General features: G+C 41.9%; 13 protein-coding genes. 1 reads left to right on the top strand and 12 read right to left on the bottom strand.

What is annotated here, in order from left to right; translation table 11 throughout:
- Positions 1–8 precede the first annotated feature (8 nt).
- From hisIE to DS737_RS14250, 10 genes are all read right to left on the bottom strand, one after another.
- A complete protein-coding gene (gene hisIE / locus DS737_RS14295) occupies positions 9–776 on the bottom strand; it encodes a bifunctional phosphoribosyl-AMP cyclohydrolase/phosphoribosyl-ATP diphosphatase HisIE (protein ID WP_113997810.1) in 768 nt (255 codons plus the stop codon).
- Between the two features lie 92 nt (positions 777–868).
- Positions 869–1,249 (bottom strand): VOC family protein, encoded by a 381-nt coding sequence (locus DS737_RS14290; protein ID WP_113997809.1) that lies wholly within the window; start codon positions 1,247–1,249, stop codon positions 869–871.
- Positions 1,250–1,274: 25 nt separating this feature from the next.
- On the bottom strand, positions 1,275–2,591 hold the full coding sequence (locus DS737_RS14285) for an FAD-dependent oxidoreductase (protein WP_113997808.1): 1,317 nt from the start codon (positions 2,589–2,591) through the stop codon (positions 1,275–1,277).
- Positions 2,592–2,801: 210 nt separating this feature from the next.
- Positions 2,802–3,599 (bottom strand): ABC transporter ATP-binding protein, encoded by a 798-nt coding sequence (locus DS737_RS14280; protein ID WP_004637708.1) that lies wholly within the window; start codon positions 3,597–3,599, stop codon positions 2,802–2,804.
- An 11-nt stretch (positions 3,600–3,610) separates the two neighbouring features.
- Positions 3,611–4,519: an ABC transporter permease gene (locus DS737_RS14275; RefSeq protein WP_113997807.1), complete on the bottom strand. Its 909-nt coding sequence runs from the start codon at positions 4,517–4,519 to the stop codon at positions 3,611–3,613.
- An 86-nt stretch (positions 4,520–4,605) separates the two neighbouring features.
- Entirely contained in the window at positions 4,606–5,985 is a 1,380-nt protein-coding gene (locus DS737_RS14270) for a CmpA/NrtA family ABC transporter substrate-binding protein (RefSeq protein ID WP_113997806.1), read from the bottom strand.
- Positions 5,986–6,287: 302 nt separating this feature from the next.
- Entirely contained in the window at positions 6,288–7,907 is a 1,620-nt protein-coding gene (locus tag DS737_RS14265) for an ABC1 kinase family protein (RefSeq protein ID WP_004637712.1), read from the bottom strand.
- A 12-nt stretch (positions 7,908–7,919) separates the two neighbouring features.
- Positions 7,920–8,588, bottom strand: a complete 669-nt coding sequence (locus DS737_RS14260) for a ubiquinone biosynthesis accessory factor UbiJ (RefSeq protein ID WP_004637713.1) — start codon at positions 8,586–8,588, stop codon at positions 7,920–7,922.
- A 10-nt stretch (positions 8,589–8,598) separates the two neighbouring features.
- Positions 8,599–9,540: a bifunctional demethylmenaquinone methyltransferase/2-methoxy-6-polyprenyl-1,4-benzoquinol methylase UbiE gene (gene ubiE, locus DS737_RS14255; RefSeq protein ID WP_005083811.1), complete on the bottom strand. Its 942-nt coding sequence runs from the start codon at positions 9,538–9,540 to the stop codon at positions 8,599–8,601.
- A 191-nt stretch (positions 9,541–9,731) separates the two neighbouring features.
- A complete protein-coding gene (locus DS737_RS14250) occupies positions 9,732–10,439 on the bottom strand; it encodes an FFLEELY motif protein (protein WP_005083809.1) in 708 nt (235 codons plus the stop codon).
- A gap of 205 nt (positions 10,440–10,644) precedes the next feature.
- Here DS737_RS14250 and pap point away from each other — a divergent pair, with 205 nt between their 5' ends.
- Positions 10,645–12,063: a polyphosphate:AMP phosphotransferase gene (gene pap / locus DS737_RS14245; RefSeq protein ID WP_113997805.1), complete on the top strand. Its 1,419-nt coding sequence runs from the start codon at positions 10,645–10,647 to the stop codon at positions 12,061–12,063.
- A gap of 29 nt (positions 12,064–12,092) precedes the next feature.
- Here pap and tcuC read toward each other — a convergent pair whose 3' ends face one another.
- Both tcuC and DS737_RS14235 read right to left on the bottom strand, forming a co-directional pair.
- Positions 12,093–13,424 carry an MFS transporter gene (gene tcuC, locus DS737_RS14240; RefSeq protein WP_005083806.1) on the bottom strand — a complete coding sequence of 444 codons (1,332 nt, stop codon included), beginning with the start codon at positions 13,422–13,424 and terminating at the stop codon, positions 12,093–12,095.
- Positions 13,425–13,606: 182 nt separating this feature from the next.
- Positions 13,607–14,107: a hypothetical protein gene (locus DS737_RS14235; RefSeq protein WP_004637719.1), complete on the bottom strand. Its 501-nt coding sequence runs from the start codon at positions 14,105–14,107 to the stop codon at positions 13,607–13,609.
- Between the last annotated feature and the right edge of the window lie 67 nt (positions 14,108–14,174).

The raw sequence follows: 14,174 nt of genomic DNA, 5'->3' as shown, positions 1-14,174 counted from the left end.
GGTTCTCGTTACGCTTCTTTGCTACGGTTGGCTTTTTCAACAAGGCCTGATAGTCCCTGACGGCGAGCCAGTTCATCCAATACTTCTTGTGGTTCAAGGTCGAAATAACCAAGCATGACAATACTATGGAACCATAAGTCTGCAACCTCATAAATCAGGTCATGTTTATTTTCCAATGAGGCTTGGATGGCATAGTCTTTGGCTGCAATAATGCTTTCGACGCTTTCTTCACCGACTTTTTCTAATATTTTATTGATGCCTTTTTTATACAGGCTGGCGATATAGGAATTATCTGCTTCGGCTGTTTTACGCTGTTGCATCAAACGACCCAAATAAGCAAGTACATCGACTTGTTCATTTTGATTGTGCGTATGGGTTTCTGTTTTAGCAGATGCACCGTAAATAGCAGTTGGATCTTTCAGTTGAACATCAACAACTTCCCAGCCTTGTGACGTGAGCTTACGATAGAAACAAGACTCACGACCTGTGTGGCAGGCGATTCCACCATGTTGTTCAATTTGTAGAATAATTACATCCGCATCGCAATCCAAACGAATTTCATGCACAGTTTGGAAGTGCCCTGATTCTTCGCCTTTGTGCCAGAGCTTTTGACGTGAGCGTGAGTAATACACTGCCTGATTTTTTTCAGCAGTTAGTTGTAAAGCCTCACGATTCATCCACGCAACCATTAACACTCGACCAGTTTGATGATGTTGCGCAATGGCAGGAACAAGACCATTGGAATCAAATTTAACTTCATCTAACCAGTTTGACATGAGTGAAAAATCCATTTGGTGGAAAGCCGTTAGTGTAGCGTTTGTGGCTAGGGTTGGCTATGCTTATAGGGTAAAAAGTCGAAGATAGAACGTTAAAGATAGTTCGAGATTTCAATCAAATTTTGATCTGGATCACAAATATAAATCGAAAGGATTTTCCCCATCGCACCTGTTCTTTCGATTGGACCTTCAATGATTTCAATATTTAGCTGTTGCAGATGTTCAATCACTTTTTCTAGTGGTGTTTCAGCAATAAAACATAAATCGGCAGAACCCGCAGTTGGTTGAAATGCCTTAGGTTCAAACGCTTTGCCCACTTGATGCAGATTGATTTTTTGATTGCCAAATTTTAGTGCTTTACGGTTTTCGCCGAAAGTAATGACTTCAAAATTCAGGATTGATCGATAAAACTGACAGGTGATTTCAATATTAGCGACGGTCAAAACCAAGTGGTCTAAATGGCTAATTTTCATATTTAATTCAACTCTCTTTATTTCTTTATTCACATTCAGGTAAGGATTGATTGTTTGTAATCAAACGGTTTTCATGGCGTTGATACTCAGCGATTTGCTGATAACTCATTTGTTGAAGAGGTCCTTTTTTTAAGCCTGAAATGGTGATTGCCATTTCTTTACGGAAATAGGGGATTTGATACATCCACGGAAAAATCAAGTCACGTAAACCACCCGCCCACCAGTGATCTGACTGATATAGTGGTGTCAGTAAACGGCTGAGAGATTGATAGAACTGGATCGATGAGCTGCGTTGTAGATGATAGTGTTGCCACAATATCGACCAGTCAATTTGCTGATTTTTCTTGGCAGTTTGTAGCGATTGCGAAAAAGCCCACGCATCTAACAGCGCCATATTGGCACCCTGTCCGAGTTGTGGACTCATGGCATGGGCTGCATCCCCAATCACACCAATTCGACCTTGTCCAAATTGTGACATCACTACATCACGATATTGAGCTGATAGCCATTGCGGCTGATTTTGCTGGCCTAATAAAAGCTGCTTGAGCCATTCTGCGACTTCAGGCCAACGATCTGAGACTTGTTTTAACCATTGTTGTTTTGCAGATTCATCTTTTAGGAACGATTGTAGTTGCGATGTTGGTAAGCTCCAAAACACACTGGAAAGCCGTTGTTGTGGTGCTGATGGGATCGCACCGGTAGGAAGAATCCCCATCATAATTTTAGCGCGATCATAAAACTGATGTAGGATTTCAGGATTTAAGCTTAAACATTCAGGTACGATTGTCCATGCGGCACCCCAAGGATAAGGCTGATCGATTTTAACCCATGCTTTGGGGCGAAGTTGGCTGCGTGCACCGTTGGCAATCAATACAGCGTCAAAACAATCATCAAAACGGTGCTGTTTGAATAAACCCAATACTCGAACCTCGTTTTGTTGCTCTTGGATTTTTTCAATACAATGGCTCATTCGCCAAGTCACTTGACTGGAATATTCAGCTAACTTTTCAGTTAAGACATGACATAAAGTGGCACGATGAATCCCGAGACCAAAACGGTGAGCTTCGGCTTGATGATAATGACTATTTACCAATAGACGCTTATCGGCAAGTTGTCCTTCTAAACCTGTGACTTTTGCACCGAGCTTTAAAGCTTGATCAAGGATGCCAAGATGTTCAAACACAGCTAAACCCGCGGGTTGTAACAGTAAACCTGCGCCGACAGGAGAGAGTTGATCCACCTGTTCAAAAATGGTGACTCGATGACCTTCACGAGCCAGTAAAATGGCTGTCGCTAGTCCCGCAGTACCAGCACCAATAATGGCAAAATGAGCTGTGTGCATGTGTGTTTAAATCAACTTTTTGCGTCGTTATCTCTGTATTTCAATAATAATTTTGTCTTATGGTTGGTTAGGATGCCGTATTTGAATAGTACTGGTTTTAATAGAGAAGTCAAAGTCTCGCAATAGATAGATACAGCGCGCATTACAAAAAAGCCTGCATGGCACGTCTCATAAAGACGCATCATACAGGCATATCTAAATTAGTAGATACTAAGCTTCAGCATGTTTATGCTTATGATGCAAGAAAGCAAGTACTTCACCTCGATAATGATTGAATTGCGCATCTTCAGCTAATGCGAGACGATCACGTGGTCGGGGCAGATCAACTGTTAAAATATCACCGATGGTTGCCGCAGGACCATTGGTCATCATCACAATTCGATCAGATAGAAGTACTGCTTCATCCACATCATGTGTAATCATGATCATGGTGTTATTCAGCTCTGCCTGAATTTGCATGAGTGCATCTTGTAGGTTGCTGCGCGTGAGGGAATCCAATGCACCGAACGGCTCATCGAGCAATAAAACCTTGGGTTTCATGGCGAGGGCACGCCCAATCCCGATGCGTTGCTTCATGCCGCCTGAAATTTCATTGGGTAATTTGTCTTTAGCATGCAACATATTGACTTGATTAAGATTGTGAATAATCCAGTCATGGCGTTCGGCTTTGGTCATCGTGGTTTTGAATACCGAATTCACTGCAAGCTCAATATTTTCATAGCAGCTTAACCAAGGCAGTAACGAGTGATTTTGAAAGACCACAGCGCGATCACTGCTTGGAGAGTTGACTTCTTTACCATCGAGTAGAACCACTCCTTGAGTGGCTTGGTATAATCCCGCAACGATATTTAAAACGGTTGATTTACCGCAACCTGAATGTCCAATTAATGAAACAAACTCGCCTTGATGAATGTCTAGGTGAATATCCTGTAAAGCGGTGAAGGTTCCACCACTGTCTTTTTCGAACACCATATCGAGATGTTGTAAAGAAAGATATGCTGTACTCATGAATGAACTCCTTAGCGCGTGGCAAGTGATTTGTCCCAGCTAAAACGGCGTTGTAGCATGAGCATAATGCGATCGAGGGCGAAGCCAATAAGACCAATGGTAATGACCGCGACAAAAATTCGTGAGGTAGAGAGACTGCTGCCATTTTGGAACTCATCCCAAACAAATTTACCCAAGCCCGGATTTTGAGCGAGCATTTCCGCTGCAATCAGTACCATCCAACCGACACCGACGGATAAGCGTAAGCCTGTAAACACCATCGGAATAATGGCTGGCAATACAATTTTGGTGAGATGGGTATACCACGATAAATTCAGCACTTTACTGACATTCATAAAATCTTGGCTAATTTGCCCCACACCGACCATAGTGTTAATGAGGGTAGGCCAAATGGTGCACATGGCAACAGTGATGGCAGAAATGACAAATGATTTTGATAACCCTTCGATTGGGTGGACATATAAAGAGGCCACCAATAGGCTCACGATGGGTAGCCAAGCAAGTGGGCTAATGGGTTTAAAAATTTGAATCAGTGGATTTAAAGCGCGATAAAAATTAGGACTGAGCCCACAAAGTAAACCGACTGGGATTGCAATCATCGAAGAAATGATACATGCAGTGAGAACTGTCTTTAAGCTCGTCAGAATTTGATCAATAAAGGTCGGTGGCGCGCTAAAGATTGCGGTTGATCCTTCTGGTAAATTGGCATAAAAAGTTTTAGCAGCTTCGCGCTGATTAGAAAACTCGGACATTAGCCCTTTAAAAGCATTTAACACTTCAACGGGACCGGGTAGATTGCCGATATTGGTTTGGATTTGTTGAGATGCACCTTGCCACACCCCGAGAAATGCAAGAATTGCAATAATCGGAAGGATGATACTGAGAATAGAGTGACGTGCCTTTACTGATAATTTTTTCATGAAAATTCCCCCTATAACATCAATTTAGATTTGGCTAGATAAGTGTGCCTTTGTCATGGCGACACTTATCTCATGTTGGTAGAGAATTATTTCAGGCCAATTTTAAAAGACGCCAAGAATGCATTTGGCTGGTTGGCATCAAAGAGCACACCATCCAGTGCACTGGTTTCAGGTGCTTTGATATAGTTCGCAGTGCTAAAGTCTGGGAAATCTTCAGCCTTCATTTTTCCTTCAGCAATGAGTTCTTTTGCTGCTTGTGCATAGATTTCTGGTTGATAGGCTTTCTTGGCCATATCTAAATACCATTGGTCTGGCTTGGTTTCTGGGATATGTCCCCAACGACGCATTTGGGTCAACCACCAAACTGCATCTGAATAATAGGGAATGCCATATTGACCTTTATAAAAGGTATTAAAATTCGGTACAGGGCGTTTATCACCTGCTTCAAATTCAAATGTTCCTGTCATACTGTTGGCAATCACTGCCTCATCTGCACCCACATAGTTGGGTCTTGAAATAATTTTGACGGCTTCGGAACGATTGGCATTGTTGTCTTGATCTAACCAATACGATGCACGGATTAATGCTTTGACAACTTTAACTGTGGTGGTTGGATTTTTCTCTGCAAAGTCTTTGGTCATACCAAATACTTTGTCTGCACCATCTTTCCACATTTGATCTGAGGTGGCGACAGGGACTCCAATTTTTCTAAACACGGCTTGCTGGTTCCACGGTTCACCCACGCAATAGCCCATAGTTGTACCCGCCTCCATCGTAGCAACCATTTGTGGTGGGGGAACCACTGAAAGCATGACATCTGCACCTTTATTGCCCGAGGTGTCGTTAGCATCATAAACACCAGGATTGACACCTCCAGCAGCTAACCAATAGCGCATCATGTAGTTATGTGTGCCTACAGGAAAGGTCATCCCTAAATTAAATGGCTTCCCAGATGCTTTGGATTGGTCGGCTGCACCTTTTAGGGATGCAGCACTAATCGGGTGCTTCGGTTTGCCATTCTCCATACTCAATTGTGGTTTCATTTGTTGCCAAACAGTGTTGGAAACAGTGATTGCTGCGCCATTATAAGAAAGGGTAAATGGGGCAATGATTTCTTTATTACCTGTGATACCTGTCATTGCACCAAGAGGCATCGCCGCGAGCATATGCGCGCCATCTAACTCACCGCCTGCAACACGGTCATACAAGACTTTCCAGTTAGATTGTGCTTCAAGCTGTACATTTAATCCTTCATCTTGGAAATAGCCTTTTTCATGGGCAATTGCTAAAGGCACCATATCTGTCAGCTTAATAAATCCAAGTTTAAGATTGGTTTTTTCAGCGCCAGTTGCTGTGTTTGAAACGGCATCCTTTGCTGTTTCTGGTTTTTTCCCACATCCGCTGAGCGATAAGACGACAGCAGTCATACACATCGTTAGACATGTTGATTTGACGAAATGTGACATAATCGTTAGACCCCTATTTTGATATCTCTTGGTCATCAGCTTGGTGATCTATGCTGATTGATATTTTATTTTTGCTTGTGAGCGGTGTGATAGGGGCGTGCAAAAAAAGACAATACAAAATCATGATGACGCCCTCACAACTCAATCCATATGTATGGACAAGCAGTTCTACGGGCATCATTGGCCGTGAATTAAAAAATCACCTTTGATTTTTTATAATTATGAAGTAGCAACTTGTATGCCAAATCATCAAAGGTCTATCCATTATTGTTTTCTAATTTAAGTATGAAATATCAAAACTACTATTTAGTCATACGCCAAAGCGCTAGTAGACTGCTTAAAACGATCAATACAATTGAGATAAACCAAGGGCTTATAATTGCAATCGTCAGCATAATCAACATGGTGCTACCAAACATCCAGCTGCGACGTTGTTGCTGTTGCATTTGTAAACGCATTTGTTGAATTTCTTTGAGCTGTTTGTCATGCCATGCAGATTGATTTTTTAAACCATTGAGACTATCAATCAGCAGACTCGGTAGATCCTGAGCGCCCAATAATAGATCAGGAATTTGTTGTCCAATCTCTTTGACATTTTTTACTGGGTTCATATTGGCTTTGACCCACTCAGTCAAAATAGGTTTTGCCAATTTCCAGATATCAAGCTGAGGGTAAAGGTCTGTGCCTAAGCCTTCAACATGAACCAACGTCTTTAACAACAACATCAGTTGTGGTGGAATTTCCAAATGGAATCGACGTGCAATATCCATCACCTGAATCAAAATGCCTGCGAAATCCAATTGATCCATTGGTTTTGACACCATTGGACCGACAGTACGACGCATTTCTCTTGATAATGCATCTTGATCAGTGCCCGGTGGAATCCAGCCTGCTTGATGCACGATCTGAATCAACTGCATGAAGTTACTGTTCATGACAGCAAGTAGCATCCGCGCAACCGTCATTTGATCGGACTTGGATAATTCGCCCATGATGGCACAATCTAGTGCAATAAAACGCGGATTACTTGGGTTAATGGTTTCAACAAAGACATTACCCGGATGCATGTCAGCGTGGAAAAAGTTGTCACGGAATACTTGAGTAAAGAAAATGGTCAAGCCTTTTTCTGCCAAATCAGCGCGATCCATGCCAAGACGATCAAAGGTCGCGATATCTGAAATAGGAACACCGGTGATACGTTCAGCCACCATTACATCTTTACTGTCCATGTACACTTCAGGCACATACATCATGCTTGAGCCAGTAAAGTAGTGTCGCATACGACGGGTATTGTCTGCTTCTAAGCTTAGATCCAGTTCATTTAAGATAATTTGGCGATAATCTTGAATAATTTCAGATAAATGTAAGGCACGAGCGGCTTCTAAACGATTTTCTAGCCAATCACCAAGCCATGTTAAAATTTCAAAATCTTGTAGGATTTGACTGCGAATATCAGGGCGAGTGACTTTAACTACGACTTCACGACCATCATGCAACGCCGCGGTATGCACTTGGGCGATGGATGCGGCAGCGAGCGGTTGCTCATCAAAGCGCAAGAATAAGGTGTCAACATCCGCCTTTAGAGACTCTTGGATACGCTGCTTAGCCAGTTGTGTGTCATAGGGTTTTACGCGGTCTTGTAATAACACCAGTTGTGATAATACTTCAGGTGGAATTAAATCGCGGCGAGTTGAAAGTAATTGACCGAGCTTAATCGCTAACGGTCCCATATCTTCTAATGCTTCTTTGAGCTTAAGTGGATTCTTTTTCTCTCGACTAGACCATGCAGCAGGGTGCATTTTGATGACATTTAACGCATGGCGTGCTTTTACTGGTAATTCTTCCGCAGGGAACAAGGTATCAAGGCGGTAATGTGCTGCAATACGCCAGAGTTCAAGTAACCGTGTAATATGCGGAATCATATGAAATTTTACCTAGTCTTGTGTGGGATTAAACTGAGATTGTAACTGCTGAAATTTTGCTTCTAAACGATCTAATTCTTGATTGAGCTGACGAGTCTCTCGATTCAGATCATCCATTTGCCAACGCGGAGCAAATAAACCGCTATCTTCTTTGAGCGCATCTTCGACAAAGAATAAATGACTTTGCAACGAGCGTTTTATGTGTTGAGGCGCAAGCTGAATTTTCCCTAACTCATGTGCGAGTTGTGGTCCAATCCAAGGGGATAAATGTGCTGCCAGATCTGGTTCGGCTTGTTGCATGATCCGTTGAATATCTTGCAATAAGTGATAATCACCTTCCAGCGGAATATTGCCAATTTGATCCATGTCGCTGAGTAGCAATTTGACTAAAGCCACCACGTTTTCAACATGTAAAGTTGCGGTCGCATCGACTATTTTATGTTGAGGATCAAAAGGACGTTGTTCAAAAATAGAAGCGGTTTGACTCTGTCCTGTGACAGTGGGTTCGAGACGAACTTTATTTTCATCAAAAAACACATCAACAGAAAGTTGCGGACTGTCGATCACAACTCTCAATAGTTGACCTTGTAGCTGATTGAGTTGAATACGTGTAATCGCATCCAAATCAATCATTTGATGAATGATACGTTCGACTGCACCAAGTGCTAAAATCGACCACATATCTTAAGCCTTACAATTTGAATCCGCGGTGAACTGCAACAATACCACCTGTTAAGTTGTGGTAGTCACAGCTTTGGAAGCCTGCATTTTCCATCATGCCTTTGAGGGTACGTTGGTCTGGATGCATACGAATTGATTCTGCAAGATATTTATAGCTCTCAGAATCATTTGCCACTAATTTACCCATGATCGGAAGTGCGGTGAATGAGTAAAAATCGTAGAGTTTTGAAAATGGTTCAAAAACAGGTTTTGAGAACTCAAGTACCAATAAACGACCACCTGGCTTAAGTACGCGGTACATCGCTTGTAAAGCCGCATCTTTGTCCGTCACGTTACGTAAACCAAAACTGATTGTCACTAAATCAAAACTATTATCCGCAAATGGTTCTAAAGTTTCTGCATTGGCCAGTACGAAATCAACATTGGTACAACCTGCATCAATTAGACGATCACGACCAACGTTCAGCATTGATTCATTGATATCTGAAAGAACAACATGTCCCTGAGGCCCCACTTCACGGCTAAACACTTTGGCTAAGTCACCTGTACCGCCAGCGATATCTAGCACGTGCTGACCACGACGAACGCCTGACATATTGATCGCAAAGCGTTTCCATAAACGGTGAATACCAAATGACATCAGGTCATTCATGATGTCGTATTTGCTTGCCACGGAATGAAAGACTTCTGCAACTTTTTGGGCTTTTTCATCACTGCTTACGGTTTGGTAACCAAAGTGTGTGGTTTCACCGACATTGCCTGTATTGGCACCACGCGGCAAGTTGTATTTCGGTACTGAACCTGTAGGTGTCGAAGCAAGACCTTGTTGTAATGATTGTTGCTGACCTTGTGGTGTGCCTTGAGGCAGTGGTGAGCTTAGGAATGGACTGACTTTGTCTGAACTTGGTTTTTGCTCAACTTCTGGGGTAGGCTGTTGGTTTTCGTTAGACATTGTTTTCTCCTAAACTTTCGTTCTAGCGGCACGAATCAGCATGCATAATGACAGATTTTGTATTTTTTTACAGGCTTTGCTGCGTAATTGTTATGAATAATATACAGAAACTCATTTTCCCAAAAGTTTTTTTAAATTGAATTGGCGAGTGATAAATCTCCCTCTACATTGAGAGGGAGCAATGCATCACTTTAAGCTTGGAACGGGTTTGGATGTCCAGCATGGACTTTATCAATAATTTCACGTTCTTTTTCTGTAAAGGTTTGGATAAAGCTGGCTGCTGACTTCATCGGTTTCATCGCTGCAAAACCTTCTTGAATAAAGGCATACATGCGTTCAAATTGATATTTATTGGCGATCCCTTTACACATTTTAAACGCAGCATACATCATGGTCGAGCGCATATATTTGTCTAATGTTAGGCCTAACTCATCTAGCAACTGTAATTGTTCATATCGAGCTTCACCTTGGTCCAATTTGATTAAGGTCTGACGCATGATTTCATCTGTGAGCGGTGTGTCCAACGGATAATCTTGTAAGAGCTGAATCGCGACTTGTTCATCCAATTGTGTTGCGAGGACTGCAAGACTGACCGATTTGGTTCCTGTCTTGATTGCATTTTCAGGGAGCAGGCTTTCTGCTTTATGCGCATATTTCAAGAGACGTTCGATTTGCTGAGCCATGGCATCAAAATCAGGCCCGCCATATAACCGATTTAAAAAATACTGAGCCATCAGTTGATTCTCAGGCAGGGCAAAAAACGCTTGGTGTGTAGCCGCGATACGAGTCTTCATCCATGCTTGAACTTCATGCAGACGTTGTGCAATCGCTGGATCTTGGTGGTAATTTAAATTTTGATATTTTAATAAAAGATCATCAAATGCAGCGAGTTTAGACATATTTGAACTCTATGAAAATAAAACCATGAAATCATAGGCTGCATCATACCCAAGAACTATGACAGCATAAACGTTAAATGTTTAACAATTGGTCACTGTAACCATGCACTGATGGTCTCTACAGAAATTGTACATTTGTGTTTTTAAACACCAAAGCAGTTATGACTATACTCGATGTTATTAAATCATGCACTTAGGGTGAAAAATGAATGCGCAAACCCCTGTATTTGAATTGCGAGATGAAGATGAGCTGTCTTTAGATTTGATCGAAGCACAATATGCTTTAAGAGAGAGTCGGGACCAGAAAAATGCAAAAAGTGTTTTGGTCTTGGTCAGTGGGATTGAGTTGGCCGGAAAAGGTGAAGCCGTTAAACAATTGCGAGAATGGCTGGACCCTCGTTATTTGCGAGTAAAAGCGGATGCTCCTCAGCGCTTATCAAGCGATCAGGCATTTTGGCAGTCTTATACTCGATTCATCCCCGCAGAAGGACAAATTGTGGTGATGTTTGGCAATTGGTATAGCGATTTACTTGCAACCGCGATGCAGGATCCCAAAGCATTCAAAGACAGTACCTTTGATCAATATGTTCAGAAGATGCGTGATTTTGAAAATGATTTGCGACAAAATCATGTCCATGTGATCAAAGTTTGGTTTGATCTCTCATGGAAATCCTTACAAAAGCGTCTAGATCAGGTTGATCCATCTGAACAGCATTGGCATAAATTGCATGGATTAGATTGGCGTAATAAAAAACAATACGATACTTTGCAAAGCTATAGCCAGCGATTTACGGATGATTGGTTCATCATTGATGGTGAGGATGAAAAGCGCCGTGATCAATGCTTTGCTCAATACATATTACAAACTTTACAGGCTTTACCAGAGCATCCAACACAAGTCGAGCAGACATGGCAACAGGCCAGTATTCCTCAAGAATTATTAGTACCAGATCAGAACGTATTGGAAAAAGAGCAATATAAAGATCAGTTAAATGAACTCACCCGTAAAGTCGCTGAGGCGATGCGTTGTGATAAGCGGAATGTCATTATTGCCTTTGAAGGCATGGATGCAGCAGGTAAGGGCGGAGCTATTAAACGTATCGTCAAAAAACTTGATCCACGCGAATATGAAATTCATACCATTGCAGCACCAGAGCGTTATGAGTTACGTCGTCCATATTTATGGCGCTTTTGGAATAGATTGAATGATAGTGGCAAAATCACCATTTTTGACCGAACTTGGTATGGACGTGTCTTGGTGGAGCGAATTGAAGGTTTTGCATCCACAGTGGCGTGGCAACGTGCCTATGATGAAATCAATCGGTTTGAACAGAATCTAACGGATTGTCAGACGGTGATTGTCAAAATCTGGTTAGCAATCAGTAAGGATGAGCAAGCGCGTCGTTTTAAAGAACGCGAACAGACCTTGCATAAGCGCTTTAAAATTACGGAAGAAGATTGGCGTAACCGAGATAAATGGGATCAATATTTAGAAGCCGCCGCAGATATGTTTGAACGAACGGATACTGCAAATGCACCTTGGCATGTGATTGCGACAGATGATAAATACACTGCAAGAATTGAGGTTTTGAAAGCGATATTAAAACAGCTGAACGTCGATTAAGCGTTCAGCTGTAAAAGGTGCATACGCTTTTATTTATCAGAAATAAGTGCAGCGTGTTGATCAATTGAATGTTGATGGGTTGAGACGTTGCCACGAATCATTTGCTGTTGGCGGAAAATAATTAAGGTGGCAATGAAGCTAATGATTGCAGCAAGCATCAACCAAAAGGCTGGCATACTTTTGCTACCAGAACTTTGTACCAGATAGGTCGCAATCATTGGTGTTAGCCCACCAAATACCGAGGTTGCTAAACTATAAGCAACCGAGAAACCTGCGATTCGAACTGAGCTTGGCATGATTTCAGTGAGAGAAACCACTAGTGCACCATTATAAAAACTATAAAGTAGTGATAACCACAGCAATGCGAGCAGCATATGAGCTAAACTGATGTCATGGGCTAACCAGTTCAGTAAAGGATAGGCACTCAGAAAAATCAGTACCGAGGTGATAATCAGTAATGGTTTTCGACCAAATTTATCAGAAAGATGACCGCCAATAGGGAGGAGTAAGAAGTTGCTTGCGCCAACCATGACGGTTGCAATTAAACTTTCAGTGCTGCTGAGATTAAGGACTTCTTTACCATAGGTCGGTGTGTAAACAGTAATGAAATAAAACATGGTGGTGGTGGTTGCAACCATGCACATTCCAAGCAACACAATTTTCCAGTTTGCCGCCAGCGTGCGCATGATTTGCTGCGTGGTTGGATGTTCTTTGCGAGCACTAAATGCTTCGGTCTCTTGCAATGATTTTCGTAACCAAAAAATGAAAGGAATAATTGCGCAACCGACGAAGAACGGAATACGCCACGCCCACGCATCGACTTGTGCCTTGGTGAAAATGAGACTGACAATATAACCCAAAGTGGCGGCAAAAATGACAGCGACTTGTTGGCTAGCGGATTGCCAACTGGTAATAAAACCACGATTATGAGGTGCTGCGATTTCTGATAAATATACTGAAACACCGCCAAGTTCTACGCCTGCTGAAAATCCTTGAGCGAGTCGACCGATGAAAATGAGAACGGTGGCTGCAAACCCAATGCTGGCATAACCAGGCGTCAGTGCAATCAATAATGAACCGGCTGCCATAATGCTTAAGGTAACCATTAAGCCTTTGCGTCTTCCGATGCGATCAACGTAAGGACCAAGGACCAAAGCACCAATTGGACGCATTAAAAAACTCACCGCAAAGATCAAAAAAGTTTTCATCAGTGCGGCATAGCTGCTATCAGCGTGGAAAAAGGTTTCTCCTATGGCTTTTGCGTACAGCCCAAATAGAAAGAAATCATATTGTTCGAGAAAGTTCCCACTTGTGACATTAAAAATGGCACGTATTTTTGACGTTGTTTGTCCGTGTTGCACAACGACTCTCCATCATTTATTTGTCATCGTGGGATGGAGAATAAAAATACAATCTTGATCTAAACTTAAAAAATTAAGTGAATATTAACGTTTCTGTAGTTTTTGTGTATGTGATCGCCGTCCTTTGAATCTATCGTTTCAAAGGACGGCGTTGATGAATGTTTTATTAGGTCGGAGCAAAGTTAGTTCGGGGCAAGACTTTTCTGTTGGATTCTTTTCGCAAGGTTATAACAGTCTTGGATGTGTAATTCGGTAATTTTTTTCATCATAAAATAACCTAAACTTGCAGCAACGATTTGCCCGCCTAAAGGAATAAATTTGGTGACTTGCTTGGTTGCGATTTTTGCAAAAAAGCCGTTAAAGGATTTTTTCATAGCAGTACGCGCGACCAATAAGCCTGAAAACTCAAATCCACGCTTACGAAGTTCATTCCAATGAATTTTTTTAGTTTCAGGGTCATATACACTGATGTGTTCGGGTGCAAGACCAAAACGGGCATTAATCTCTGGAATAATGTGAGTGAGCATACTGAGATCGACCACCACATCAAAGAAAGGAATCGGAACAATCGCTGCTCCTGCTGAGTAATAAGCAGTTTTTTTGGTACGTTCTAAGCATTCTTGGCGAATTTGTTCCAAATTTAAATTTGGGTCAATAAAGTCAGGCGCTTTTTCAATTTTCATAAAGTAATACCTAAGTTTGTCCCTTGAATATTGGATTTTGAAGTGTATATATAACGAGTAAGCAATC

Source organism: Acinetobacter haemolyticus (genome assembly GCF_003323815.1).
GTDB classification, from domain to species: Bacteria; Pseudomonadota; Gammaproteobacteria; order Pseudomonadales; family Moraxellaceae; genus Acinetobacter; species Acinetobacter haemolyticus.
Note: the sequence above shows the minus strand (reverse complement) of the source record. Positions and strands in the feature narration are given on the sequence as shown.

Excerpts from the sequence above, each read along its gene's own strand:
- hisIE (WP_113997810.1), bottom strand. The coding sequence starts at position 776 with ATGTCAAACTGGTTAGATGAAGTTAAATTTGATTCCAATGGTCTTGTT.
- DS737_RS14290 (WP_113997809.1), bottom strand. The coding sequence starts at position 1,249 with ATGAAAATTAGCCATTTAGACCACTTGGTTTTGACCGTCGCTAATATT.
- DS737_RS14285 (WP_113997808.1), bottom strand. The coding sequence starts at position 2,591 with ATGCACACAGCTCATTTTGCCATTATTGGTGCTGGTACTGCGGGACTA.
- DS737_RS14280 (WP_004637708.1), bottom strand. The coding sequence starts at position 3,599 with ATGAGTACAGCATATCTTTCTTTACAACATCTCGATATGGTGTTCGAA.
- DS737_RS14275 (WP_113997807.1), bottom strand. The coding sequence starts at position 4,519 with ATGAAAAAATTATCAGTAAAGGCACGTCACTCTATTCTCAGTATCATC.
- DS737_RS14270 (WP_113997806.1), bottom strand. The coding sequence starts at position 5,985 with ATGTCACATTTCGTCAAATCAACATGTCTAACGATGTGTATGACTGCT.
- DS737_RS14265 (WP_004637712.1), bottom strand. The coding sequence starts at position 7,907 with ATGATTCCGCATATTACACGGTTACTTGAACTCTGGCGTATTGCAGCA.
- DS737_RS14260 (WP_004637713.1), bottom strand. The coding sequence starts at position 8,588 with ATGTGGTCGATTTTAGCACTTGGTGCAGTCGAACGTATCATTCATCAA.
- ubiE (WP_005083811.1), bottom strand. The coding sequence starts at position 9,540 with ATGTCTAACGAAAACCAACAGCCTACCCCAGAAGTTGAGCAAAAACCA.
- DS737_RS14250 (WP_005083809.1), bottom strand. The coding sequence starts at position 10,439 with ATGTCTAAACTCGCTGCATTTGATGATCTTTTATTAAAATATCAAAAT.
- pap (WP_113997805.1), top strand. The coding sequence starts at position 10,645 with ATGAATGCGCAAACCCCTGTATTTGAATTGCGAGATGAAGATGAGCTG.
- DS737_RS14235 (WP_004637719.1), bottom strand. The coding sequence starts at position 14,107 with ATGAAAATTGAAAAAGCGCCTGACTTTATTGACCCAAATTTAAATTTG.